The sequence below is a fragment of the Leptotrichia hongkongensis genome (assembly GCF_041538065.1).
Classification (GTDB): domain Bacteria; phylum Fusobacteriota; class Fusobacteriia; order Fusobacteriales; family Leptotrichiaceae; genus Leptotrichia; species Leptotrichia hongkongensis.
The window spans coordinates 26357-50324 of the sequence record NZ_JBGORW010000013.1; the positions used below are offsets into that span (position 1 = coordinate 26357).

The following is a 23968-nucleotide window of genomic DNA, read 5'->3' on the forward strand; positions in this document are numbered from 1 at the left end:
TGAGGAAAAGGAAAAAAGATGAGAAAAATAATAGTTGTAGATGATGAGCCGATAACAAGAATGGATATATGTGAAATATTGAAAGAAGCAAATTATGACGTAGTCGCTCAGGCGGGAGACGGCTTTGATGCAATTGAGCAGAGCAGAAAATATAAACCTGATTTTGTAATAATGGATGTCAAAATGCCGATACTTGATGGACTGAAAGCAGCAAAAGTCATAACAGAGGAAAAATTGTCTAGAGGTATTGTTTTACTCACAGCCTATTCCAATAAGGAATTTATAGAAGAAGCCAAGAATATAGGAATAATAGGATATATAGTAAAACCCATTGATGAAAAATCCTTTATTCCTAATCTTGAAATCATATTTAATAAGCAAGAAGAATTTGAAAAGCTGGAAAAAAAATATTTAAAAACAAGTCAGAAGCTGGAGGATAGGAAAAAAATTGATATTGCCAAAAGTATTTTGATGAAAACAAGAAACTTTACTGAAAATGAGGCATATGAATACATAAGAACGCTTAGTATGAATAAAAGATGTGACATGGGAAAAATAGCAGATATTATAATTTTATCTGGAGATGAAGATGCTTAGAACGATATGTAAACAATATACACAACTTTCAAATAAAGATATTGAAAAGCTGGAAAAAATATGTGAAGGGCTGCCTGTAATGAGTAAACTTCTAAAGGCGGACGTGTTTATAGACTGCATGACAGAAAATAGAGATACAGCAATTGTAGTTGCTGAGGCAAAACCAAGAATAGGATCGAGCTATACTCAAAGTGTAGTAGGAAAATTTGCCTATAGGAAAAATGAACCAGCTGTACTTAGAACTCTTGAAACTGGGCATCCATCAAGAGATTATAAGGCGTTAACGCAAGAAAATAAAAGTGTAACGCAAAATGTAGTACCCATAAGAAGTGATGAACAAGATGGGAAAATAATAGCCGTTCTTATAGTTGAAGAAGGAATGAATGAGGAAAATATCGGCAAGGGGCTGAGTTTTTTGAACAATGCAACTGATGATATACTTATGAGTTCTGTTGGAATGATGCGAGAGCGGAAAATTATTGACTATATAAATGATGGAATTATAATCTTTAACGAGGAAGGCATGTGCATATATGCTAATTCCAGAGCAAAATATGTTTACAGAAAAATTGGCTATAAGGATTCTTTCCTTGGAGAAAAATTTGATAATATTGTAATTGATAATGTTGAATTTGAAGATGTACTAAGTGGAAAAGTAAATAAAAGATCTGATATAAATATATCAAATATGGTTTTAAGCCTTGAATATATACTAGTAAAGGAAACAAAGAACGTTAAAAATGTAGTCTTATTTATAAAAGATATTACTGAAATTAAAGTGAAGGAAAAGGAACTAGTCCTAAAATCTGTTGCAATAAAGGAAATACACCATCGAGTAAAGAACAATTTGCAGACAATAGCAAGCTTACTTAGAATACAGGCTAGAAAGACTGATGATAAAGCTGTAAAGGCTGCATTTAGTGATAGTATAAATAGAATTTTAAGTATTTCAGTTACTCATGAACTGCTTGCACAGAATGGGCTTGACGAACTTGAAATAAAGGAAGTTATAAATAAGATTCTGAAAAATTCAGTGAGAGAGAATTTAGACGGGCATCTGAAGCTTAAAATAGATGTCATTGGAGACAACTTTGAAATAAGTTCAGATAAGGCAACAACAATAGCCTTGATAGTAAACGAACTTGTAGAAAATTGTATAAAGCATGCCTTTAAAGGAAAAACTAAAGGACAAATAATAATAAAAGTAAGAAGAGGGGAAATGAAATCCCGTATTTCCATAAGTGATAATGGAATAGGAATGGATGAAAGAGATTTTGAAAAAGGAAGCATTGGATTGCAAATAGTTAAAAGTCTTGTGAAAGAGAAACTTTATGGGAATCTGGATATAAAGACTGGTAATAAAGGAACTGATATTAGTTTTGGATTTGAAAATTGATGATTTAAAGACAAAGGAGTCTTGAGATGACAGAAGAAATACTAAGTGTGGGGATAGACATTGGAACTTCCACAACACAGCTTATCTTTTCAAAGATATATATAGAAAATAGAGGAAGCGCTTTTACAGCTCCTCAAATAAAAATAATAGGAAAAGAAGTTGTTTACAGAAGTGAAATTTATATTACCCCATTGGAAAATGAAACAAAAATAGACGCAAAAAAGGTTAAGGAAATAATAGAATCTGAATACAAAAAAGCAAATATACAATATAAGGATGTTTCAACAGGAGCTGTGATAATAACAGGAGATACTGCAAGAAAGGAAAATGCTAAGGAAGTATTGCAGATACTTAGTGGAATGGCAGGAGATTTTGTTGTAGCAACTGCAGGGCCTGATCTTGAAAGCATTATTGCTGGAAAAGGTTCGGGAGCCTATGGATATTCTGAAGAAAAAAATACAAGTATCGTAAACTTTGATATAGGAGGAGGTACTACAAATAATGTTGTCTTTAACAGGGGAGAAGTGGAAGACACTACTTGCCTTGATATAGGAGGACGACTTATAAAATTTGATGAAAACAGGAATACACGTTATATTTTCAAAAAAATGTACGATATTGCTGAAGATGTGAATGTAAAGCTGGAACTAGGAAAACCTATAAGTGAATCTGATTTGAGAAAAATAACAAGAAGAATGGCACAGCTTATTTTTGAAAGTGTAGAAATTTTTCCAAAAACAGAACTGTATCATAAAATTGTAACATATAATGACTTCAGAAAGCACAATAAAGACATTCAACATTACTCATTTACTGGAGGAGTTGCAGATTTCATCTATGGACGTGTAGAAAAAGATTTGTACAAGTATAATGACATTGGAGTAGTTCTTGGTGAAGAAATTGTAAAAGTTCTGAAAGAATTGAATATAGAGCCTTTGAAGTTAAGTGAAACAATAGGAGCGACAGTAGTTGGAGCAGGAAGCCATACTACAGAAATAAGCGGAAGTACAATTACTTATACCGAAGGAATCTTCCCAATAAAAAATATTCCTGTATTAAAAATGTCTGAGTCAGATGAGAATTTACCTGTTAATGAACTGGGAAAAGTGATAGAAGGTAAACTAGACTGGTTTAGTTCTGAAAATGAACTTGAAAATGTGGCTCTTGCATTTAAAGGAAAGCATAATATGGCATATAACGAAATAATGGAATTATCTTTAGTAATTTCAGATATTATCAAAAGAAAGCATGACAAAAAACATCCTGTAATCGTTATAGTTGAAAATGATATGGCAAAAGTGCTTGGACAATGTATGAAACTGGAGCTTGCTGATTATGACATAATCTGTATAGATAGTGTTAAAGTAAGAGACGGAGACTACATTGATATAGGAGCACCATTAGGAAACGGAAATGTTTTGCCTGTCGTAATAAAAACATTGGTATTCAGTTATTAAATTAATAAATTTTAGAGAGGTGGCAATAAGATGGTATTAAAAACAAAATTATTCGGTCATACGTATGAATTTAAATCTGTAAAAGATGTACAGAATAAGGCAAGTGAATTTAGATCAGGAGATGAACTTGCGGGAGTAAGTGCAAGTACAGCGGAAGAAAGAGTTGCCGCAAAAGCTGTGTTGGCTGAGTTAACATTGGCAGACTTAAGAAACAATCCGGCAGTACCTTATGAAGAAGATGAAGTTACAAGAATTATCCAGGATGCTGTAAATGAAAAGATTTACGGAGAAATAAAAAACTGGACTGTAAGTGAATTAAGAGAATGGATTTTGGATTCTCATACAAGTGGTGATGACATAAAGAGAATCAGTAAAGGTCTTACAAGTGAAATGGTAGCAGCAGTTGCCAAACTTATGAGTAATATGGACCTTATTCAAGGAGCAAGCAAAATAAGAATTAAAAAATTCTGTAATACTGAAATAGGTGGAGAAGGAATACTTGCAACAAGATTACAGCCTAACCATACAACAGATGATCCAGATGGAATTATGCTATCAACTTATGAAGGGCTTAGTTTTGGGCAAGGAGATGCTCTTTTAGGGTTAAACCCAGTTGATGACAGTGTTGACAGTGTTATGAGAGTGCTGCACAGATTCCATGAAATTAAGACTAAATGGCAAATTCCTACACAAATATGTGTATTAGCTCACGTAACTACACAAATGGAAGCAATTAGAAGAGGAGCACCTACAGACTTAGTTTTCCAAAGTATTGCGGGATCTGAAAAAGGAAATGAAGCATTTGGAATAAATGGAACAATGATTCAGGAAGCAAGAGATTTGGCATTAAAACATGGAACAGCGACAGGACCTAACGTAATGTACTTTGAAACAGGACAAGGTTCAGAATTGTCATCAGATGCTCACCATGGTTGCGATCAGGTTACAATGGAAGCAAGATGCTACGGATTTGCGAAAAAATTTGATCCATTTATTGTAAATACGGTTGTTGGATTTATCGGACCAGAATATTTGTATAACAGTAAACAAGTAATAAGAGCTGGACTTGAAGATCATTTCATGGGTAAACTTACTGGAATCTCAATGGGAGTTGACGCTTGCTACACTAACCACATGAAAGCAGATCAAAATGATATTGAAAACTTGAAAGTATTATTAACAGTAGCAGGATGTAATTACTTTATGGCTATTCCTGCAGGAGATGATATAATGCTTAACTATCAAACATCTTCTTATCATGATGATGCTACATTAAGAGAACTATGTAACAGAAGACCTATAAAACCTTTTGAACAATGGTTAGAAAAAATGGGAATAATGAAAGATGGAAAACTTACAGATAGAGCCGGAGACGCTTCAATTTTCTTAAAATAGGGAGGAAAAATCAATGTTATCAGAAAGAGAACTAAAAGACGTAATTGAAAAAATAATAGGTGAAATGAAAATAGACGAACCATCAACAACTGTTGAAGAAAAAGCACCAGTTGTCAGTACAAGCTCAGTTTATATTGAAAGTGGAGATGAGCCACGTGAAAATCCACATATTGTAAATGGAGAAGTAAGAGATATTGGAAAAATAAATATAAAAGATCAAATGCTTGTGGATAATCCTGAAGACAAAGAAGAATATATGAAGTTAAAACAAAAAACATCTGCAAGACTTGGAATTGGAAGAGCTGGAACAAGAATGAGAACAGAAGTTTTGTTAAGATTAAGAGCAGACCACGCTGCAGCGCAAGATGCCGTGTTCAATGATGTGCCTACAGAATTTCTTGATGAGCTTGGATTGTTTGAAGTTACTACTGAATGTGAAAGCAGAGACCAATATATCACACGTCCTGATTTAGGAAGAAGAATTTCTGAAGAAGGAATAAAGACAATAGAAGAAAAATGCAAAAAAAATCCAACAGTTCAAATATTATTGTCAGATGGATTAAGTTCAACTGCAGTTGAAGCAAATGCAAAAAATATAATACCTGCATTGTTAAATGGGCTTAAAGGATATGGAATTGAGACAGGAACACCATTTTTTATCAAATATGGAAGAGTTGGAGCAGGAGATCACGTTGGAGAAATTTTAAATGCTGATGTAGTTTGTATATTAATAGGAGAACGTCCTGGACTTACAACTGCAGAAAGTATGAGTGCCTACATTACTTACAAGGCTCGTCCTGGAATTTCTGAAGCAAAAAGAACAGTTGTTTCAAATATTCATAAGGATGGAACTCCATCTTCAGAAGCAGGAGCTCACGTTGCTACATTAATTAAGAAAGTAATTGATGCAAAAGCAAGTGGACAAGATTTAAAATTATAAAATTAACTTAATAAAAAATAAAAATTAAAAACTTTAGGAGGAACAATGAAAGGCGATAGATTAAAAGCTAATGTACTAGCTGTAAGATTAATTCCAAATGTAGATGATGATATGGCTAAAGAACTGGAATTACCCGAAGGACATAGAAGTATAGGAATTATAACAGCAGATTGTGACGATGTTACATATACTGCACTTGATGAAGCTACAAAAAAAGCTGTAGTTGATGTAGTTTACGGAAAATCATTCTATGGTGGAGCTGCAAATGCAAATACAAAACTTGCAGGAGAAGTAATAGGAATATTGTCAGGGCCTACTCCTGCGGAAGTAAAAAGTGGACTAGCTGCAGCAGTTGACTTTATTGAAAATGAAGGAGCATTCATAAGTGCAAATGATGATGATAGCATTGCATATTATGCACATTGTGTATCAAGAACAGGAAGTTATTTATCAAAAACAGCAGGAATTGCAGAAGGAGAATCATTAGCATACCTAATAGCACCTCCGCTTGAAGCAATGTACGCTTTAGATGTTGCATTAAAAGCCGCAGATGTAAGTTTAGTTGCATTCTTTGGACCACCTTCAGAAACAAACTTTGGTGGAGCACTTTTAACAGGAAGTCAGTCAGCATGTAAAGCTGCGTGCGATGCTTTCGCTGAAGCAGTAAAATCTGTGGCAGATAATCCATTAAATTATTAATTGAAGAACCATTGTTATAAACTAGAATTGCCTTGTAAATTTATAGCATTAAATTTTTAAATAAAAAATATTTTTATTGGGCAATTCTAAATTTTTATAAAATATTTAAAAAATTTTTAAGTATAGTTCTATTTGTGTAATTAAAGTTTTTGTAATCCAAATTAATAAAAAGAATTTTATAGAAAATGATTTTGAATAAATATAATTTTGAGTATTTTCATTTAAAACAAAATAATTAAATGAAAATTTGGGAGGAATATAAAATGGGAATAGATAAAATAATAATTATTATTATGACTATCTTTATGGCAATAGGTGGAATAGATAAAATATTTGGAAATAAACTGGGATATGGTGAAAAATTTGAGGAAGGAATAATGGCTATGGGGTCACTTGCGGTTGCTATGGTTGGGATTATTTCTTTAGCACCAGTTTTAGGAAATATTTTGACACCAATAGTAGGACCAATTTATTCAGCATTAGGAGCAGATCCGGCTATGTTTGCAACAACACTTCTTGCAAATGATATGGGAGGAGCTCCGCTTGCATTAGGAATGGCTAAAAATCCAGAAGCTGGAAGATTAGCGGCATTTATATTAGGTTCGATGATGGGACCAACTATCGTGTTTACAATACCAGTAGCATTAGGAATTATTGAAAAAGATGACAAGCCATTTTTGGCAAAAGGAATTTTAGCTGGAATTACTACAATACCGTTAGGAGTACTTGCAGGAGGATTAGTGGCTGGATTCCCAATAGGATTGATTTTGGTGAATTTGATACCAATAATAATAGTTGCTGCATTAATTATTTTAGGATTAATTTTTATTCCTGAAAAAATGACAAAAGGATTTGCAGTTTTTGGTCAAGCAGTAGTAATTATAATTACAATAGGACTAGTAGCTTCAATAATTGAAGCATTGACAGGGTTTGTAGTAATTCCTGGAATGGCTCCAATAGCTGATGGTTTAGGAACAGTTGGAGCAATTGCGATAGTTCTTGCTGGAGCATATCCATTAGTACATTTTATTACAAAAGTATTTGGTAAACCGCTTGAAGTATTAGGAAAAGGTCTTGGAATGAACGAAGCTGGAGCAGCTGGGTTAGTTGCAACTTTAGCTAATAATATCCCTATGTTTGGAATTTTAAAAGATATGGATGCAAATGGAAAGGTTATGAATATTGCCTTTGCAGTAAGTGCAGCATTTGTTTTTGGAGACCATTTAGGATTTACAGCTGGATTTGATGGTGGAAAATATACTCAAATGATTTTCCCAATGATAGTTGGAAAATTAGTGGCAGGAGTAACAGCAATAGTTGTAGCAAAAATATTATTCTGCAAAAAAGAAACTGCAAAATAAAAATGTGAAAAAATGATTATCTGAGGAGATGAAAGATGAAATTTAGTATGAAAAAATTGATTGGATTATTGGTATTTTTAGTTATGGCATTCGCTTTATCAGCTGCTAATTTGGACGAATTGAGATGGGTTCCAAAAAACAGGGAAGCTTTATCAAAACTTATAGATGAAAATAAAAATCAAGGAAATTATGTAGTCTTTGACTGGGATTATACATCAATTTATCAAGATACACAAGAAAATTTGTTTAGATATCAGATAGATAATTTAAAGTTCAAAATGACACCGGCACAATTTTCAAAAGCAATAAGAAAAGATATTCCGCTTGATAACTTTGCAAAAGACTATGTTAATGTAAAAGGTCAACCTATTAACATTACAAAAATAGCAAATGATTTGGATAAAAGATATACTTTTCTTTACAATAACTATATAAAAACTCAAAAAATGTCTTTGGAAAAAATTAAACAAACTGAAGAATTTAAAGATTTTAGAGGAAAATTAGCATTTCTTTATGAAGCAATAGGTGGAAGTTTTTCACATGATGTAGCTTATCCTTGGGTACTTTACCTATTTGAAAATATGAGCGTATCAGAAGTGCAAAAACTAGCTAAGGAAGCAAATGATTTTGGAATTGGGAATAAACTTGGGAAATATGTTCTTGAGTCAAGTGATAAACTAACAGGTGAAGCAGGTAAAGTAAGCCATCAATATAAGAGTGGTTTGAGAACTCAGCCTGAAACAGCCAATTTATTTCATGAATTTGAAAAAAATGGTATAAAAGTATATATAGTTTCAGCTTCTCTTGAAGATATTGTAAAAGTATTTGCAAGCAATAAGTCTTATGGATATAATTTAAGTTCTGATAGTGTTTATGGAATGCGTCTTGAAATGAACGGAGACAAATATGTTGCCGAATATAAGCATGGTTATCCACAAACACAGACTAAAGGAAAAGTTGAAGTAATAAATAAATACTTGAAACCTAAACATGGTGGAAAAGATCCGCTTCTAGTTGCAGGAGACAGTGAAGGAGATGTAAATATGCTTTCTGAATACAAAGGTACAAAAGCACTTCTTCTTATGAAAAGAAAAGGAAAACTTGACAATCTTGCAAAAGATGCTAGAGCGTTAATTCAAACAAGAAACGAAGAAACAGGGTTATTCGTTCCTGAAAATTAATTGAAAGATTTTGGAGGAAGAAATAATGGACTTAAAAAATTTAGATAAGGAAACATTGGAAAAAATATTAAGAAAAGTAGTACAAGAAGAACTTGGAAGAAAAGTTGGAGGATTTGAAAAACATATTGATAAAAGTGGAGTAGGAGTTGTTAAAATCCCTTCAGTAAAACCTGAAAGATTTGATACTGGAAATCCTAATGACAAAGTATTCTTAACCGATGTATTTACAATAGAAGAAAGCGGAAGATTGAGTTGCGGAGTTATGGAAATGGAAGAATCTGCATTTGATTGGGAACTGAACTACGATGAAATAGATTATGTAATAGACGGAACATTAGAAATTATAGTAGATGGACGTAAAGTTACAGGAAACAGGGGAGATGCCATTTTAATCCCTAAAGGTTCAAAAATAAAATTTAGTGCTCCTAACTTTGCAAGATTCTTATATGTAATCTATCCTGCAAATTGGCAAGACACTTGTAAATAAGTTAAATAAATACCCCTAAAAAATAGAGGCTGTAAAATGATATAACAATAACAGCCTCTTTATTTATTTAAAAAATACCTAGAGAGTTATTTATTGAATAGTTTCGATAAAATTTACAGCCTTTCCCAAAATACGTTTTATTCGTTCATTTTTTACTATGACAGGAGAATCAAGATTTTCAATAATATCAGCTATTTCTCCATTTTCTATTATAACTATTTTATCACATAGGTAATAACATGCTTCAAAATCATGGGAAATAAAAATATATGTTAAATTCATAGTTTCCTTTAGTGAGCCAAGAAGTTCAAGTATTTGCTCTTGAATAACAGGATCAAGCCCGCTGACAGATTCATCAAATATGATTATTTCAGGTTCTAGTATTAATGCTCTTGCAATACATACCCTTTGCAGCTGTCCTCCGCTTAGTTGAATAGCCTTTTGTGACATAAATTCAGGGTTAAGTCCTACTTTTTCTAAAAAATTTTCTGCACGTTTTTTCATTTCCTCGTATGAAATTTCTTTTTTATAGTGTATTTTTAGAGGTTCAGTCAAGACTTCTTCGACTGTATATTTTGGATTTACTGCACCAAAAGCATTTTGAAAAACTAACTGAATTTTACGATGAATTAAGGATAGTTGCTTTTTATTGATATTTTTGTATGATATTTCATTAAATATGATATTTCCTTCATCAAAAGATTCCAGTCCTACAAGCAGTTTTGCTAATGTACTTTTTCCTGAACCACTTTCTCCCATAATGCCAAGACATTCGTTTTGTAAAACAGATAAATTTATTTTAGACAAAATGGCTTTTTTATCATAGTGTTTGCTTACATTTTCAATTACTAATTTTTTCATATTAAATTCCTTCTTTTTTGTATCTTGTGTAGCGTTTTCTCAATATTAATGATTTCCCGTAGTCACTTTGAGGATTTTTTAACATATCAGAAGTATTACCTTTTTCAATCAAATTTCCATTTTTCATAATAATTATTTTTCCGTCAAGTTCTTTTGCGAGGTTGTAATCGTGAGTAATTACTATAAGTGAGGTGTTTTGGGATTGCAGATTTTTTAGTAATTCAGTAACTTTTTCGGTATTATAGTAATCAAGGGCTGAAGTAGGCTCGTCAGCTATCAGTAGCTCAGGTTCCAGTTGAATCATCATGGAAAACATTATTCTTTGTAACATTCCACCACTTAACTGGAATGGATATTTTTTCATTAATGCTTCTGGATTTGGAAGATTTAATTTTTTCATTTCTTCAATCATCTTCTTTATACATTCTTTTTTTGACAAGCCAAGCCTGCTTTGAAACAGCTCCACAGCGTGAGATTCCACATTTTGAAAAGGGTTAAACACAGCCATAGGATTTTGGGAAATGTATGAAATTTTTTTACCTCTGTATTCATTCCACTCCTTTTCTGATATTTTCAATAAATCTTTTTCATCAAAGAATATATTCCCATTTATGCTGGCATTATCAGGCTTTATTCCTACTAATAATCTGGAAAGCATTGTTTTTCCTGAACCGCTTTCACCGATGATAATAAGAGTTTCTCCCTTTGGTAATGTAAACGAAATGTCATTTAGTATTGTTTTGTTATCAATACTGACTTTTAGTGCATTTATATCTAATTTTTCCATAATTTTTTTATTCCTTTATTATCAAAAGTTTCTCCTAACAGGTTAAATGTTAAAACTGTTATGAATATAGCAAGTCCTGGATATAGTACCAGCCCTGGAATTCGTCTGAAGTAAGGTTTTGCGTCGTTTAGCATCATTCCCCATTCGGATATGTTTGGCTGTACTCCTATTCCTAAAAAGGAAAATCCTGAAATCATTAAAATTATATTTCCAATATTCATTAGGGCTGCGATTAGAACAGGCTTGAAAACAAAAGGGAGAATATGTCTTTTTATTATAAAAAAAGGTGGAGCTCCTATTGCCTGTGCTGCCTGAACATACTCCTGCTGTTTGACACTAGAAACTGTATTTCTTAAAATTCTTGCATAGTAAATCCATTCAATAGCGCTTACAGCAATTACAATATTCCCTATTCCTTGACCTAAAATACCGACAAATGCCATCGATAAAAGAAAACTTGGGAAAGCCATAAAGACATTTACAATCCATAAAAATATTTTATCCAGCTTCCCTCCAAACCAGCCTGCCAAAATTCCTACAGGAAAGCTTATGCATAATGTAACAACTGTAATTAGTGCTGAAATCATAAGTGACAGCCTTGTTCCGTAGATTAGTCTTGAAAGAACATCCCTTCCCATATGGTCTGTTCCCAGCTTATGAATTTTGCTTGGAAGTTGAAGTTTTTGTGAAATGTCAGTAAACTGTGGATCATAAGGAGCAAGTAAAGGTGCAAAAATAGCAATGAAAATCAATACAGCAAGTAATGATACTGAAAAATAAAATAATTTTCTTTTTTTCATAATTACAATACACCTCCAGCTTTAGATTTTTCTTTTATTCTTAATCTTGGATCCATATATTTTACAAGTGCTTGAGTAAATTCATTTACAATAATAGACATTATTCCAAAAAATAAAAGACAAATTTGAATTAATGGGAAATCTCCAGTTTTTACAGCTGTAGTAAATAATTTTCCAATACCAGGCCAAGCAAAAATTTCTTCAATTAACACACTTCCTGTCAGTAAATACATAATATTTGAACTTAGAACTGTAATAATTGGAATAGATGTATTTCTTAGCAAATGGTTAAGAATTATTCTTTTTTTTGAAACACCTCGAATAATTGCATTTTCAACATGAGCTTTATCCATTTCTTCAAGTATATTTTTTCTTATAAAAAAAGTTGTCTGTGCGATTAAAGGTAGTACAAGCGTTATGCAAGGCAAGATAAAATTTTTCCAGTCGCCTCTTCCTGAAACAGGCAGGATTTTTAATGAAACTGAAAAGAAAATAATTAGTATATAGCCTAGCCAAAAAGTGGGAAGTGATACTCCTGCGTATGATAAAGCTTGAACTGTATAGTCAAAAATTGTATTTTTCTTGATTGCGCTTAAGACTCCTAATAAAGGAGATAATATAATTAAAATTACAAATGAAAAAAATCCAAGCTGAAAAGTTGGAACAATAGCTTCATTTACAAGCTCTATAACAGGAGTTTTTTTTGTATATGATATTCCAAAATCACCTTTTAATATATCTGTGAGCCAGTTAAAATATTGAATATATAAAGGTTTGTCTAATCCTAAATTTTTTCTAGCTGCTTTTAATGTTTCAGCAGTTATGCTTACATGAGATGCCCTTAAATAATTTTGGGCAGGATCTCCTGGCGACAGTTTTACAAGGAAAAATGTAATAACTGATATTGCCAGAAAAATCGAAAATAATGATATTAATTTTTTTATCACAAAATCATCCCTTAAAATTGAATACTTTAAACCTCTCCAAAACCAAACTTTTAAAAATTATTTGAATAAATTATCTGTAATTTCTAGATTCAATTTTGAAGAGGCTTCACTATTTTGATATTTTTAATTTATTTTACTTTTACAGTTGTCCATACAGGAATTCTATTTTCTTCTGGCATAAATTTCACGCCTTCTAGCTCTCCAGTTCTATAAACACTTAATAAAGCTTGATAGCTGATTGGAATATATACAGCTTGCTCTTGTAAAGTAGTTAATACATATTTATACATTTCATTTAATTTAGTTTCATCAGGTTCAATTAATAAAGCTTTGATAGTTTTATCTAGTTCAGCTTTCATTGGTAAACCTAGTTGCGCAACATAGCCAGGATTTGTTCCTTTAACCGAATCATCAGCCATTGCAGTCAGGTAAGCATGCGGATCCCAAGGAGCTCCCCATGAATAGTCAGACATTAAGTCATAATTTTTTGCAGTTGCATTTTCCCAGTATGCTTTTTCTTCCATTGCCTTTAAGTCAACTTGTATACCAATTTTTTTCCATTCTCCTTGAATGTATTCCCCTATATTTTTATCTGTAACTTTAGAACTGATGTAAGGGAAAGATAGAATCATTTTTTTACCATCTTTTTCTCTCATACCGTCAGCACCTTTTTTCCACCCTGCTTCATCAAGCAATGTCTCTGCTTTTGCCAAGTCAAAGTTATATTTTGTAAGTTCTATATTTGTGTGAGGTACATTTGGAGCAAAAATTGTATCAGCAGGTTTTTCAACACCACCAAATATATTTTTTGCGATACTTTGTTTATCTACAGCATGACTCAATGCTTGTCTTACTTTAAGATCTTTTAAAATCGGGCTTGTAGTATTTAAAAGAATCATTCTTGTAGACATTGGTTCAGAAGTGGCAGTAGTGTATTTTTTATCTTGTCTGTATGTTTCAAATCTATCCAAGCTAATTAAACTGTTTCCATAAATCAAATCAATATCTCCAGCTTCAAATTGAAGAGCAAGTGTTTCGCTATCTGGAATATTTTTAATTACAACTTCTGAAGCGGCAGGTTTTTCTCCCCAGTAATATTCATTTCTTACGAAAACTGCATATTCATTATTTTTATGTTCTTTTAACACCCAAGCACCTGTCCCTATAGGTTTTTTTATACCTTTAGAAGTATCTCCATTTTCAGGGAAACCAGCATCTCCTAAAAAACGTATAGGACGTATCATTGCCAAGTCATAGAGTGTTGCAGTATAAGCTGTATCTAGAACTATTTCAAATGTATAATCGTCAACTGCTCTGTATGATTTTAAATGATTAGTAAATGCAAACCATGAGTGATTTGGTTTGTTTTGTTTAGAAAAGATAGTGTCAAAGTTTTTTACAACATTTTTTGCATTAAAGTCTGAACCGTCTGAGAATTTTACATTTTTTCTCAATTTAAAAGTGTAAGTTTTTCCATCTTTGGAAATATCCCAAGATTCAGCTAGCATAGGTTTAATTTTTCCATTTTCTCCGTAAGATACAAGTCCATCGTAAACCATATCCTGTGTGATAAACTGGCTTGGCAAATATTCATGCGGATTTAGATTCCCAACAGAATCCTGATTAAATGCCAACGTGATTTTACTAGATTTTTCAGCTTTTCCTTTTGCCGTCTCTTTTTGTTTTGGCTGACAAGCAAAAATAATTCCCATTATCAGCAAAATGATAATCGTCTTGAATGAATTTTTCATTTTTTTCTCCTTCTATTTAAATTATTTTTTATTATATTCATATTACTTTATAAAAACAAAAAAACCGTTTATGCTTATCTAAAGCGAACGGTTAAAGACTGATATATTAAAAAAGCTGAATAACTTCAGGAATTTAAATTTCATTTAACCATCTGCCGTAGTCAATCTATGAATAATTATTATGGATAGTTATCCGACTTAAAAACTATTAAATTATAGTTTTTTCACGGTTGCGGGACAGTGTAAGAATTTCACTTACTTCCCTATCTTTCGATTTTTTCAAATCACTCATAATAATGTTTAAGTTTAAGTTTATGTTTAATGTATTTTTCTAGATTTTATAATATATACTCAAACCTACTTAAAATTAAACTGCTAAAAATTATATAAATTTAGGGTTTGAGTAAAATAGTCATAACTTTTGAGTTTAGTTTTAAAGCAGTTTTACTATAATAACTGTTAAAAATAAAAAATCTGTAGAGCTATAATAATCTAGTTTGAAGTAGTTTTGTTATGTAAAGTAATAATCTCATAATTTACAAAAATTTTACCATATTGTACATATTTTTTCAATCTATTTGTTAATAAAATAAAGTAAAAATTATTATATTTTTGATAGAATTAAAAACAAAAAATAATAAAAAATAAAATGAAGTTATTGTTTTAAATTTAAATTTTTATTTCGAAAAAAAATAGTTGTATAGATTTTTTCCAAAAAGAAAGTATTACCTCAAATTGACAGTTTCTAATTTTTTGAGATCATAGATTGTAAAATATATTGTTTTTATTAGATTTTTTTAATATTTTTTAGCACTATATTTGATTGTATAACGTACCTAAAAATTTTACCATATTTTATTAATTCCTAACTGTTGAAAATTCAACGAAAATATGATATACTCAAATTGTATAGAATAATATATTTTTTTAATATATTAAAATTTTTAGGAGGTATTATTAAAATGGCAATTAAAGTAGCAATTAACGGATTTGGAAGAATCGGAAGATTAGCATTAAGATTAATGGCTGAACAAACAGACAAATTTGAAGTGGTGGCAATTAATGATTTAACAGATGCTAAAATGTTAGCACACTTATTCAAATATGACTCATCTCAAGGAAGATTCAATGGAACTATCGAAGTTAAAGAAGGAGCTTTCGTAGTAAACGGAAAAGAAATCAAAACTTTCGCAAAAGCTAACCCTGAAGAATTACCTTGGGGAGAATTAGGTGTTGACGTAGTATTGGAAGCTACAGGATTCTTTGCTACAAAAGATAAAGCAGAATTACACGTTAAAGCAGGAGCTAAAAAAGTAGTTATTACTGCACCTGGTGGAAACGATGTTAAAACAGTTGTTTACAATGTAAACCACGAAATTTTAGATGGATCTGAAACAGTTATTTCAGGAGCTTCTTGTACAACTAACTGTTTAGCACCAATGGCTAAAGCATTAAACGATAACTTTGGTGTTGTAACTGGTACAATGACAACTATCCACGCTTACACTGGAGACCAAAACACTTTAGATGCACCTCACAGAAAAGGTGACTTAAGAAGAGCAAGAGCTGCAGCTGTAAACATTGTTCCTAACTCAACAGGAGCTGCAAAAGCAATTGGACTAGTAGTACCTGAATTAAACGGAAAATTAGATGGAGCTGCTCAAAGAGTACCTGTTCCAACTGGTTCATTAACTGAATTAGTATCAATCTTAAACAAAAAAGTAACTGTAGAAGAAGTAAACGCAGCTATGAAAGCAGCAGCTAACGAATCATTCGGATATACTGAAGAAGAATTAGTATCTTCTGACATCGTTGGAATTCACTTCGGATCATTATTTGACGCAACACAAACAAAAATTGTTCAAAACGGAGATACTCAATTAGTTAAAACAGTATCTTGGTATGACAATGAAATGTCTTATACAGCTCAATTAATTAGAACTTTAGGATACTTCGCAAGCAAAATTGCTAAATAATTGATTTAAACAGAAATCTTAAAAATTAATTTTGAAAATCGGCTAGAAATAGTCGGTTTTCTTTTTTATATTATTTTTGCAAATTTAATTCTTATTTTATAAAATTTATGATATAATAATCTAAAATTATAACCTGGCTGTTAAGATTCAAAAAATTCTAAAATTTGGAGAAAATATGGAAAATAAAGAAAATATGAAGAAGTTTTACGATACAATAGCAGAAAAATACGATTTTATCTTTTCACTTTCAGATGTTCAGAAAAATTTTTTTCAAAAATATATTACAAGGAAAAAAGTGCTTGATGTAGGAGCTGCAACAGGTAACTTGTCAAAATTTCTAAAAAATGAAGGATATGATGTAATTTCCATTGATATAAATAAAAAATTGATTGAGCAGGCTAGAGAAAAAAATGTTGATGTAAAAAATTTGGATATGATGAAAATTGATAAATTGGGAAAATTCGGCACAATAATAAATGTTGGAAATACATTACCGCATTTAAATAGCAAAGATGAGATTTTTTTATTTTTAAAAAAAGCTTATTCACAGCTTGAAAATAATGGAAAACTGATTATTCAACTAATAAATTTTTATAAATTTTTTGAAAATCAAAAATCTGAATCTAATTTTTTGGGAAATTTACCATTGATTGAAAATGAAAATGTGAAATTTGAACGTTATTATTACAAAAATTCTGATAATAATGTGATTTTTAAAACTATTTTGGATGATAAGCTTGAAAATGAAGAAATTTTAACAAATGTTAATTATTTTGATTTTATGAAATTTTTTGAACAGTTAGGAATAAGCAATGTAAAAGTATTTGGAGGCTTTAAGGAGTCTGAGTTTGTTTTGAAAAAATCGCAGCCATTAATATTTGTGATTACAAAAGCTGATTAGATTTAGTTTGAAATATGTTGTAAATGTATAAATTTTTGTAAGAATTAAGATGAAATTTTAAATAATAAAATAGAGTATGCGTTCTCTTGAATTAACGTAAATAATCAATAAAGGAGAAATTTATGATAATTAATGGATTTAATTATTATAAAGTAAAAAGTAAAAATTATGAAATCTTTTAAAAATTTTATAAAGGTAACTTTAATTGGAGCTCCGCTTCTAAATAAAATTATAGGAATATTTCTTATATCAATGTTGCCTATAATTGAACTTCGTGGAGCAATACCGATTGGAGCAGCTATTGGATTACCTTGGTATTTGAATATGATTGTTTCAATTATTGGAAATATGCTTCCTGTACCGTTTATTCTTTTATTTGTAGTAAAATTATTTGAATTTATGAAAAAGAAGAATATATTGGTAAACTTTATTGAAAAAATTGAAAAAAGGGCGATGAGCAGAAGTGAAAATATCGCAAATAAGGAATTTTTGGGACTTATGATTTTTGTAGCTATTCCATTTCCAGGAACAGGTGCTTGGACAGGGGCATTGATTGCGGCATTGCTTCAATTTGACAGAAAAAAATCTTTTTTATATATTCTTTTTGGGGTATTAATTGCAGCGGCTCTTGTAACATTGGGAGTATACGGAGTGATAGGATTTTTAATATAATTTTTAAATAATATCTTTTCAAAATTTTAAATATATGCTATACTAAAAAAGTAAATTTTAAAATAAGGGAATGTTTTGGTTTCGACAGGATAAAAAGATTACTATTGGCAAGTAAGCGGGAGCTTTAAAATCCAACTTAAAAATAATCGGAAACGATAATTACGCATTAGCTGCCTAAGATAGCGGCTCATCTCTTTTGGAAACGCCATTTTTCCATTAGATGATGTCATTTTTAATGGCTTACTTGGATGTATGATTATGTCATCTAAGGAAAATTTATAATCTCGCCTTTAGACTTTTGTCTGTTTAATATCTAATGGTTAAAGCGTTAAATAGACTAAACTTGTAGAAGATAGTAAGAACTTTTTATTTTGGACACGGGTTCGATTCCCGTCATTTCCACCAAAACACAAAATAAAAATCGAATTATTAAATAAACTGTAAGCGAGTTGCATAACTCGTTTTTTCTTTTTTGAAAATACTTTATTGAAAAAAACAAAATATTAATATATAATGGATTTATAAAAAGAATTGGAAATGAAAGGAGAATGTAATTTTAGGTCAAAGTGTTATTTTGAGCATAAAAAATTACAATTTATAAATAAAATGAGAAATTATGATGTAATTGTTGTTGGTGCTGGACACGCAGGAATTGAAGCGGCATTGGCATCAGCGAGATTAGGATTGAATACAGCAATTTTTACAATAACATTAGATAATATAGGTGTTATGTCCTGTAACCCATCAGTTGGAGGGCCTGCAAAAAGTCATCTGGCTAAGGAAGTTGACGCATTAGGCGGAGAAATCGGACGAAATATGGATAAAAGCTTTGTACAAATGAGAATTCTGAATACAAAAAAAGGACCAGCAGTTCGTTCGTTAAGGGCTCAGGCAGATAGAAAAATTTACGCAAGGGAAATGAAAAAAACAATAGAAAATCAGCAAAATTTAGATACTGTTCAAGATATTGTCACAGAATTAATTGTTGAAGAAATTGAAATTTTAGAAGGTAATTCTAAAAGAATTGAAAAAGTTATAAAAGGGATAAGAACTAAGACGGGAATGGAGTTTTTTGCAAAGGCAGTTGTACTTGCGACAGGAACATTCTTAAGAGGACTTTTATACATTGGAGATAAAAGGGTAAAAGGTGGAAGAATGGGAGAGTTATCAGCAGAAGATTTAACAACTTCCCTGAAATCTTTAGGATTTAAAATGGATAGATTCAAGACAGGGACACCTCCTAGACTTGATATCAGAACATTAAATCTGGAAAAATTGGAAGAACAGCCAGGAATAACAGGTATTCCATTAAAATTTTCAATGAGAACGCCAAATAGTGAAGTTCTAGAAAAATCTCAATTATCATGTTACATAACACGGACAAATGAAACAACACATAAACTAATACTTGATAATCTAGATAAAGCACCGATGTATAATGGAAGTATAAGCAGTACAGGGCCAAGATACTGTCCGTCAATTGAAGATAAAGTTGTAAAATTTAATGATAAAGACAGCCATCATTTATTTTTGGAACCAGAAGGATTTGACACAGCAGAAGTCTACATAAGTGGACTTTCCACAAGCTATCCTGCTAGTTTGCAACAAAAGATAGTGAATACAATTGATGGACTTGAAAATGCCCATATAATGCGATACGGTTATGCGGTGGAATACGATATTGTAGACCCTAGCGAACTTGACTACACTCTTGAAACCCGTAAAGTAAAAGGACTTTATCTGGCTGGACAGCTAAACGGGACAAGCGGTTATGAAGAGGCGGCTGCACAGGGAATTATCGCAGGAATCAATGCAGCTTTAAAAATTAAAGGGGAAGAGCCGTTTATTTTAGACAGAGAAAGTTCGTACATTGGGACAATGATAGATGATTTAATAAATAAGGAACTGTTTGAGCCATATAGAATGTTTACAGCAAGATCTGAATTCCGACTTATTTTACGTGAAGACAACGCAGATATAAGACTTTCTGAAAAGGCTTATAAAATTGGGCTTCTTGATAAAAAATATTATGATATTGTACAGGAAAAGAAAAAAAATGTTAAGGAAACAATAGAAAACCTTGAGAATATAAAACTTGGAAGCAGTAACCCAAGGCTTATGGAAATTCTTGATAAATATAACGAAAGTCTAAAAAGTGGAACGACTTTAAAGGAAATTTTACGTCGTCCAAAAGTTACATATCAAGATATAAAATATATCGCTGAAATCATTGAAAATGTACCAAATCTAAATTTTGACGATGAAACTGAATATCAAATTGAAGTTCAGACAAAATACGAAGGCTACATCGCCAAAGCTATCCAAATTATGGAAAAACAGCAAAAACTGGATGATAAAAAAATTCCTAAAAATTTTGACTATGACAGTATGAAGGGAATTACAAGAGAAGCAAAACAAAGATTAAAAGAAAATAGACCATATAATGTAGGACAGGCATCCAGAATGTCTGGAGTAACGCCAGCAGATATTTCTGTGCTGCTAATGTATTTAGATGGAGTTTTAAAATAAAATCTAGCTATAAAAAAACTTTTATATATTAATGGAACGTAAGGAGAAAAATTGGAAAATATAAACGAAGAAGCCAATTTAAGAGAATATTTCTTAAACTTGCTTTCAAAATCAGAAATTAAAGTGCCAGACGAAAAAATTACGCAAATACTGAAATTTTTAGAACTTTTATATAATAAAAATCAAATTATGAATTTAACAGCAATTCGTGAGAAAAAAGGAATGCTGGAAAAACATTTTATAGATTCCTTGCTTTTAACAAAAGTTATAAATGATGACGAAAAATCTTTTATAGATGTTGGAACAGGCGCTGGATTTCCTGGGCTTGTGCTTGCCATTTATTACCCAGAGAAAAAGTTTTTGTTAGTAGATTCAGTAAGGAAAAAAATAGAATTCATAAATGAAGTAATAAAAGAATTAAATTTACAGAATGTAACAACAAGTTTTGAACGTGCAGAAGAATTAATAAAAGATAGAAGAGAATGTTTTGATGTTGCTCTTTGCCGAGGAGTAGCCAATTTAAGAATAATACTGGAGTATATGATTCCATTCATAAAAGTAAATGGACGATTTTTACCGCAAAAATTAAACCTAAACGAAATAGAGGAATCGAAAAATGCTCTAAAGATTTTAAATGCAAAAATAAACAAAACTTTTGAATTTAATCTTCCAGAAAGTATGGATAAAAGGATAATTTTGGAAATTTTAAAACTGCAAAAAACAGACAAAAAATATCCAAGAAAAATAGGAATTCCATCCAAGAAGCCGTTATAGATAAAAGTTCAAAAATTGTAAAATTATTAGAAATAAGAACTGAGATTTTGTCTCAGTTTTTTGTTTATATGAAGAAAATAAATTTTAAAACAAAAAATGACTACCTAGTAATTACTAAGACAGCTAATATTTTTTTCCTAAATTTTTCCTGAATTTTCAACTTTAGTATATTAAATCTTACTAAGTATAGAAATTTTAAGTACTTGAAAAGTTTATATTATTTAAGTATAATGACTAAACGAAAAATATTAAGATAAATAAAAATAGGAGATAAGTATATGGAAAAAATAAATCTAAATAATGAAAATCAAAAATCAAATAGCATTTTTACTGCAAAAAGGGAGATAAAGCATGCATTTGTGACAGGAGCAACGGGGCTTTTAGGAAATAATCTTGTAAGAGCGCTAGTTAATAGAGGAATAAAAGTAACAGGATTAGTACGGAATATAAAAAATGCAAAAAAACAGTTTCCAGATTTAGAAATTACTTTTGTAGAAGGAAATCTTAATAATCCAGATAGCTATAAAGAAGCTCTTAAAGGATGCGATGGACTTTTTCATACGGCAGCTTATTTCAAGGAAGCCTATAAAGGTGGAGAAAATCACTGGTCGAAACTTTATAATACAAATGTGAAAGGAACTATAGATTTAATGACTGCTGCAAAAAAAGCAGGAATAAAAAACATGGTTCACACTTCTTCGATTGCAGTACTTAAAGCAGAAAAGAATCAGCTTATTGATGAAACAATGTTACGTGATAAAGATGACAAAGAAATTAATGATTATTACCGTAGTAAGATATTAAGCGATGAAGCTGTTAAAAAATTTTTGAATGAAAATCCTGATATATTTTGTTGTTTTGTACTTCCAGGATTTATGTTTGGTCCAGGAGATATGGGGCCTACTTCATCAGGACAGCTTGTCATGGATTATGTAAATAAAAAGATACCAGGAATTATACCTTCAAGCTATAGCGTTGTAGATGCACGTGATGTAGCAGAACACGAAATAATGGCAATGGAAAAAGGAAAAAGAGGAGAATTGTATCTTGCAGCTGGGAAATTTATGACTATGAAAGAACTGTTAGAAGAATTATCTAAAGTAACAGGAATTCCTGCTCCTAAAAGGGTTATACCTTTACCTTTTTTAAAAATACTGGCTGTATTTAATAAATTAATCAGTAAATTAACTAAAAAAGAGACATTAATAAACAAGGCTACAATACGCGTCATCAAAAATGATTATATGCGAAATAATTTCAGTCATAAAAAAAGTAAAAAAGAATTAGGATGTGAATTTAGATCATTGGATGAAACCTTAAAGGATGTTATAAACTGGTATAAAGAAAATGGATATTTATAATTATCTAAAAAATATTGTTTTAAAACATAAATTGCAATATTAATTGTGACATTTTACCAAATTTTTTAAAACTAATTTTGTGTAAAAATTTTTCAAATGGACTTGCATAGTTTAAACATTTTCTTGGTCTAAAATTTATCAGCATTAAGGTTCTTATCAAGTTTTCTGTATCTATTTTTAATAATTAAGAACTAACTGAATTAATTAAATTAAATATTGATACATTAAAAAAATTGTTTTCCATTTAAAATTGTGTTTTATAATATAAAAAATTAAATATTTCAAATTTTTCCGAGCCATGTATCTATTTCATAAAAAATAAAAATAAGTTTTTTACCTTTTTCAGTAAGAAAATATTCAACTTGAGGTGGTATTGAATTAAATTGTTTTCGTGATATAACATCAAATTTTTCTAATTTTCTTAATGTTGAAGATAACATCACGCTTGTTATTCCAGGAATTTCCTTTTTTAATTCACCAAAACGTTTGATACTGTTTTTGTTAAGTACGTATAATATATTTATTGTCCATTTGCTGGAAAGTAGTTTCAAAAAATCTTGAGTACTTTTTAGACAATTATCTTCTATATCAGAAATTGCTTGATTTTGAATATATTTTTCTATAGTCATCCTATTTTCCATTAAATTCTCCTTTATTTTTTATACAAAATAAACAATAAAAGTTATTTTTTCTATTCATAAATTACAATTTTTTCCTTTTTTTATATTTGAGTCTAGTTTAAACAATAAATTTGTTAAAAATCTTTTGGTAAATGATAAAATTATAGTCTGTAATTTTTTGATAATTTTAAACAGGAATAGCATTGTTAATACTAAATCAAATCTATGGTTTAAGAAAAATATTTATTTTGTAGTTTTTGTTAACAAATAATAGTTATAGTAACATATGAAATAAAAAATGTCAAAACTCAATGAATACGAAAAATACGTATAAATTTTAGACATTACACCTGATTATATAATATTTATATAAAAAAACTTTGAAAAAATGGAAAAAAGTAGTTGACAAAGGGGAGGGGATATGATAATATATATCTTGTCGATACGAAAAAGTATCGCAGGACAATAGAAGATAA

General features: G+C 30.5%; 21 protein-coding genes, 1 other RNA gene and 1 riboswitch. Of the genes, 16 read left to right on the plus strand and 6 right to left on the minus strand.

The features are described 5' to 3' along the window. Positions 1–18 precede the first annotated feature (18 nt). From ACEG17_RS09235 to ACEG17_RS09275, 9 genes are all read left to right on the plus strand, one after another. On the plus strand, positions 19–597 hold the full coding sequence (locus ACEG17_RS09235) for an ANTAR domain-containing response regulator (protein WP_299573810.1): 579 nt from the start codon (positions 19–21) through the stop codon (positions 595–597). Further along, positions 590–1993 (plus strand): GAF domain-containing sensor histidine kinase, encoded by a 1404-nt coding sequence (locus ACEG17_RS09240; RefSeq protein ID WP_299573807.1) that lies wholly within the window; start codon positions 590–592, stop codon positions 1991–1993. Before ACEG17_RS09235 ends, ACEG17_RS09240 begins: the two co-directional genes overlap by 8 nt. 26 nt (positions 1994–2019) lie before the next feature. Then, entirely contained in the window at positions 2020–3450 is a 1431-nt protein-coding gene (gene eutA / locus ACEG17_RS09245) for an ethanolamine ammonia-lyase reactivating factor EutA (protein WP_147004702.1), read from the plus strand. A 30-nt stretch (positions 3451–3480) separates the two neighbouring features. Then, positions 3481–4845 (plus strand): ethanolamine ammonia-lyase subunit EutB, encoded by a 1365-nt coding sequence (locus ACEG17_RS09250; RefSeq protein ID WP_006805301.1) that lies wholly within the window; start codon positions 3481–3483, stop codon positions 4843–4845. 13 nt (positions 4846–4858) lie between these two features. Next, positions 4859–5785, plus strand: a complete 927-nt coding sequence (eutC, locus tag ACEG17_RS09255; protein ID WP_372583488.1) for an ethanolamine ammonia-lyase subunit EutC — start codon at positions 4859–4861, stop codon at positions 5783–5785. Positions 5786–5830: 45 nt separating this feature from the next. Further along, positions 5831–6484, plus strand: coding sequence for an ethanolamine utilization microcompartment protein EutL (gene eutL / locus ACEG17_RS09260; RefSeq protein WP_372583489.1), 654 nt, complete (start codon positions 5831–5833; stop codon positions 6482–6484). Positions 6485–6747: 263 nt separating this feature from the next. Then, positions 6748–7845: an ethanolamine utilization protein EutH gene (gene eutH, locus ACEG17_RS09265; RefSeq protein ID WP_372583490.1), complete on the plus strand. Its 1098-nt coding sequence runs from the start codon at positions 6748–6750 to the stop codon at positions 7843–7845. 83 nt (positions 7846–7928) lie between these two features. After that, a complete protein-coding gene (locus ACEG17_RS09270; protein WP_039901017.1) occupies positions 7929–9026 on the plus strand; it encodes a haloacid dehalogenase-like hydrolase in 1098 nt (365 codons plus the stop codon). Positions 9027–9051: 25 nt separating this feature from the next. Continuing rightward, a complete protein-coding gene (locus tag ACEG17_RS09275) occupies positions 9052–9513 on the plus strand; it encodes a EutQ-related cupin domain-containing protein (protein ID WP_021743459.1) in 462 nt (153 codons plus the stop codon). Positions 9514–9603: 90 nt separating this feature from the next. Here ACEG17_RS09275 and ACEG17_RS09280 read toward each other — a convergent pair whose 3' ends face one another. From ACEG17_RS09280 to nikA, 5 genes are all read right to left on the minus strand, one after another. Then, positions 9604–10374 carry an ABC transporter ATP-binding protein gene (locus tag ACEG17_RS09280; RefSeq protein WP_372583491.1) on the minus strand — a complete coding sequence of 257 codons (771 nt, stop codon included), beginning with the start codon at positions 10372–10374 and terminating at the stop codon, positions 9604–9606. Position 10375: 1 nt separating this feature from the next. Next, positions 10376–11161 (minus strand): ATP-binding cassette domain-containing protein, encoded by a 786-nt coding sequence (locus ACEG17_RS09285; protein ID WP_372583492.1) that lies wholly within the window; start codon positions 11159–11161, stop codon positions 10376–10378. Beyond that, positions 11149–11961 carry an ABC transporter permease gene (locus ACEG17_RS09290; RefSeq protein ID WP_372583493.1) on the minus strand — a complete coding sequence of 271 codons (813 nt, stop codon included), beginning with the start codon at positions 11959–11961 and terminating at the stop codon, positions 11149–11151. The genes ACEG17_RS09285 and ACEG17_RS09290 overlap by 13 nt, the downstream gene beginning before the upstream one ends. A 2-nt stretch (positions 11962–11963) precedes the next feature. Further along, positions 11964–12908 carry an ABC transporter permease gene (locus tag ACEG17_RS09295; protein WP_372583494.1) on the minus strand — a complete coding sequence of 315 codons (945 nt, stop codon included), beginning with the start codon at positions 12906–12908 and terminating at the stop codon, positions 11964–11966. Between the two features lie 128 nt (positions 12909–13036). Further along, a complete protein-coding gene (nikA, locus tag ACEG17_RS09300) occupies positions 13037–14659 on the minus strand; it encodes a nickel ABC transporter substrate-binding protein (RefSeq protein ID WP_372583495.1) in 1623 nt (540 codons plus the stop codon). A 178-nt stretch (positions 14660–14837) separates the two neighbouring features. Beyond that, positions 14838–14945, minus strand: a riboswitch (adenosylcobalamin-variant (AdoCbl-variant) riboswitch). Between the two features lie 676 nt (positions 14946–15621). On the opposite strand from nikA, the gene gap reads away from it, so the two are divergent. The 7 genes from gap (at position 15622) to ACEG17_RS09335 (ending at position 22872) form a co-directional block, all read left to right on the plus strand. After that, positions 15622–16635, plus strand: a complete 1014-nt coding sequence (gap, locus tag ACEG17_RS09305) for a type I glyceraldehyde-3-phosphate dehydrogenase (RefSeq protein ID WP_372583496.1) — start codon at positions 15622–15624, stop codon at positions 16633–16635. A 175-nt stretch (positions 16636–16810) separates the two neighbouring features. Continuing rightward, entirely contained in the window at positions 16811–17536 is a 726-nt protein-coding gene (locus tag ACEG17_RS09310) for a class I SAM-dependent methyltransferase (protein WP_372583497.1), read from the plus strand. Positions 17537–17701: 165 nt separating this feature from the next. Then, the gene (locus tag ACEG17_RS09315; protein ID WP_372583501.1) at positions 17702–18208 is read left to right on the plus strand and encodes a COG2426 family protein; all 507 of its coding nucleotides are present in this window, start codon (positions 17702–17704) and stop codon (positions 18206–18208) included. Between the two features lie 66 nt (positions 18209–18274). Continuing rightward, positions 18275–18613: a transfer-messenger RNA gene (ssrA, locus tag ACEG17_RS09320) on the plus strand. Between the two features lie 201 nt (positions 18614–18814). Beyond that, positions 18815–20737, plus strand: coding sequence for a tRNA uridine-5-carboxymethylaminomethyl(34) synthesis enzyme MnmG (gene mnmG, locus ACEG17_RS09325; protein ID WP_372583502.1), 1923 nt, complete (start codon positions 18815–18817; stop codon positions 20735–20737). A 51-nt stretch (positions 20738–20788) separates the two neighbouring features. Further along, positions 20789–21511: a 16S rRNA (guanine(527)-N(7))-methyltransferase RsmG gene (gene rsmG, locus ACEG17_RS09330; RefSeq protein WP_372583498.1), complete on the plus strand. Its 723-nt coding sequence runs from the start codon at positions 20789–20791 to the stop codon at positions 21509–21511. A gap of 278 nt (positions 21512–21789) precedes the next feature. Beyond that, entirely contained in the window at positions 21790–22872 is a 1083-nt protein-coding gene (locus tag ACEG17_RS09335; protein ID WP_372583499.1) for an SDR family oxidoreductase, read from the plus strand. Positions 22873–23153: 281 nt separating this feature from the next. Here ACEG17_RS09335 and ACEG17_RS09340 read toward each other — a convergent pair whose 3' ends face one another. Next, positions 23154–23513, minus strand: coding sequence for a winged helix-turn-helix transcriptional regulator (locus ACEG17_RS09340; RefSeq protein ID WP_372583500.1), 360 nt, complete (start codon positions 23511–23513; stop codon positions 23154–23156). Positions 23514–23968 lie beyond the last annotated feature (455 nt).

What these genes read in the sequence shown, in the direction of transcription:
- ACEG17_RS09235 (WP_299573810.1), top strand. Translation starts at nt 19, where the DNA reads ATGAGAAAAATAATAGTTGTAGATGATGAGCCGATAACAAGAATGGAT.
- ACEG17_RS09240 (WP_299573807.1), top strand. Translation starts at nt 590, where the DNA reads ATGCTTAGAACGATATGTAAACAATATACACAACTTTCAAATAAAGAT.
- eutA (WP_147004702.1), top strand. Translation starts at nt 2,020, where the DNA reads ATGACAGAAGAAATACTAAGTGTGGGGATAGACATTGGAACTTCCACA.
- ACEG17_RS09250 (WP_006805301.1), top strand. Translation starts at nt 3,481, where the DNA reads ATGGTATTAAAAACAAAATTATTCGGTCATACGTATGAATTTAAATCT.
- eutC (WP_372583488.1), top strand. Translation starts at nt 4,859, where the DNA reads ATGTTATCAGAAAGAGAACTAAAAGACGTAATTGAAAAAATAATAGGT.
- eutL (WP_372583489.1), top strand. Translation starts at nt 5,831, where the DNA reads ATGAAAGGCGATAGATTAAAAGCTAATGTACTAGCTGTAAGATTAATT.
- eutH (WP_372583490.1), top strand. Translation starts at nt 6,748, where the DNA reads ATGGGAATAGATAAAATAATAATTATTATTATGACTATCTTTATGGCA.
- ACEG17_RS09270 (WP_039901017.1), top strand. Translation starts at nt 7,929, where the DNA reads ATGGCATTCGCTTTATCAGCTGCTAATTTGGACGAATTGAGATGGGTT.
- ACEG17_RS09275 (WP_021743459.1), top strand. Translation starts at nt 9,052, where the DNA reads ATGGACTTAAAAAATTTAGATAAGGAAACATTGGAAAAAATATTAAGA.
- ACEG17_RS09280 (WP_372583491.1), bottom strand. Translation starts at nt 10,374, where the DNA reads ATGAAAAAATTAGTAATTGAAAATGTAAGCAAACACTATGATAAAAAA.
- ACEG17_RS09285 (WP_372583492.1), bottom strand. Translation starts at nt 11,161, where the DNA reads ATGGAAAAATTAGATATAAATGCACTAAAAGTCAGTATTGATAACAAA.
- ACEG17_RS09290 (WP_372583493.1), bottom strand. Translation starts at nt 11,961, where the DNA reads ATGAAAAAAAGAAAATTATTTTATTTTTCAGTATCATTACTTGCTGTA.
- nikA (WP_372583495.1), bottom strand. Translation starts at nt 14,659, where the DNA reads ATGAAAAATTCATTCAAGACGATTATCATTTTGCTGATAATGGGAATT.
- gap (WP_372583496.1), top strand. Translation starts at nt 15,622, where the DNA reads ATGGCAATTAAAGTAGCAATTAACGGATTTGGAAGAATCGGAAGATTA.
- ACEG17_RS09310 (WP_372583497.1), top strand. Translation starts at nt 16,811, where the DNA reads ATGGAAAATAAAGAAAATATGAAGAAGTTTTACGATACAATAGCAGAA.
- mnmG (WP_372583502.1), top strand. Translation starts at nt 18,815, where the DNA reads ATGAGAAATTATGATGTAATTGTTGTTGGTGCTGGACACGCAGGAATT.
- ACEG17_RS09335 (WP_372583499.1), top strand. Translation starts at nt 21,790, where the DNA reads ATGGAAAAAATAAATCTAAATAATGAAAATCAAAAATCAAATAGCATT.
- ACEG17_RS09340 (WP_372583500.1), bottom strand. Translation starts at nt 23,513, where the DNA reads ATGGAAAATAGGATGACTATAGAAAAATATATTCAAAATCAAGCAATT.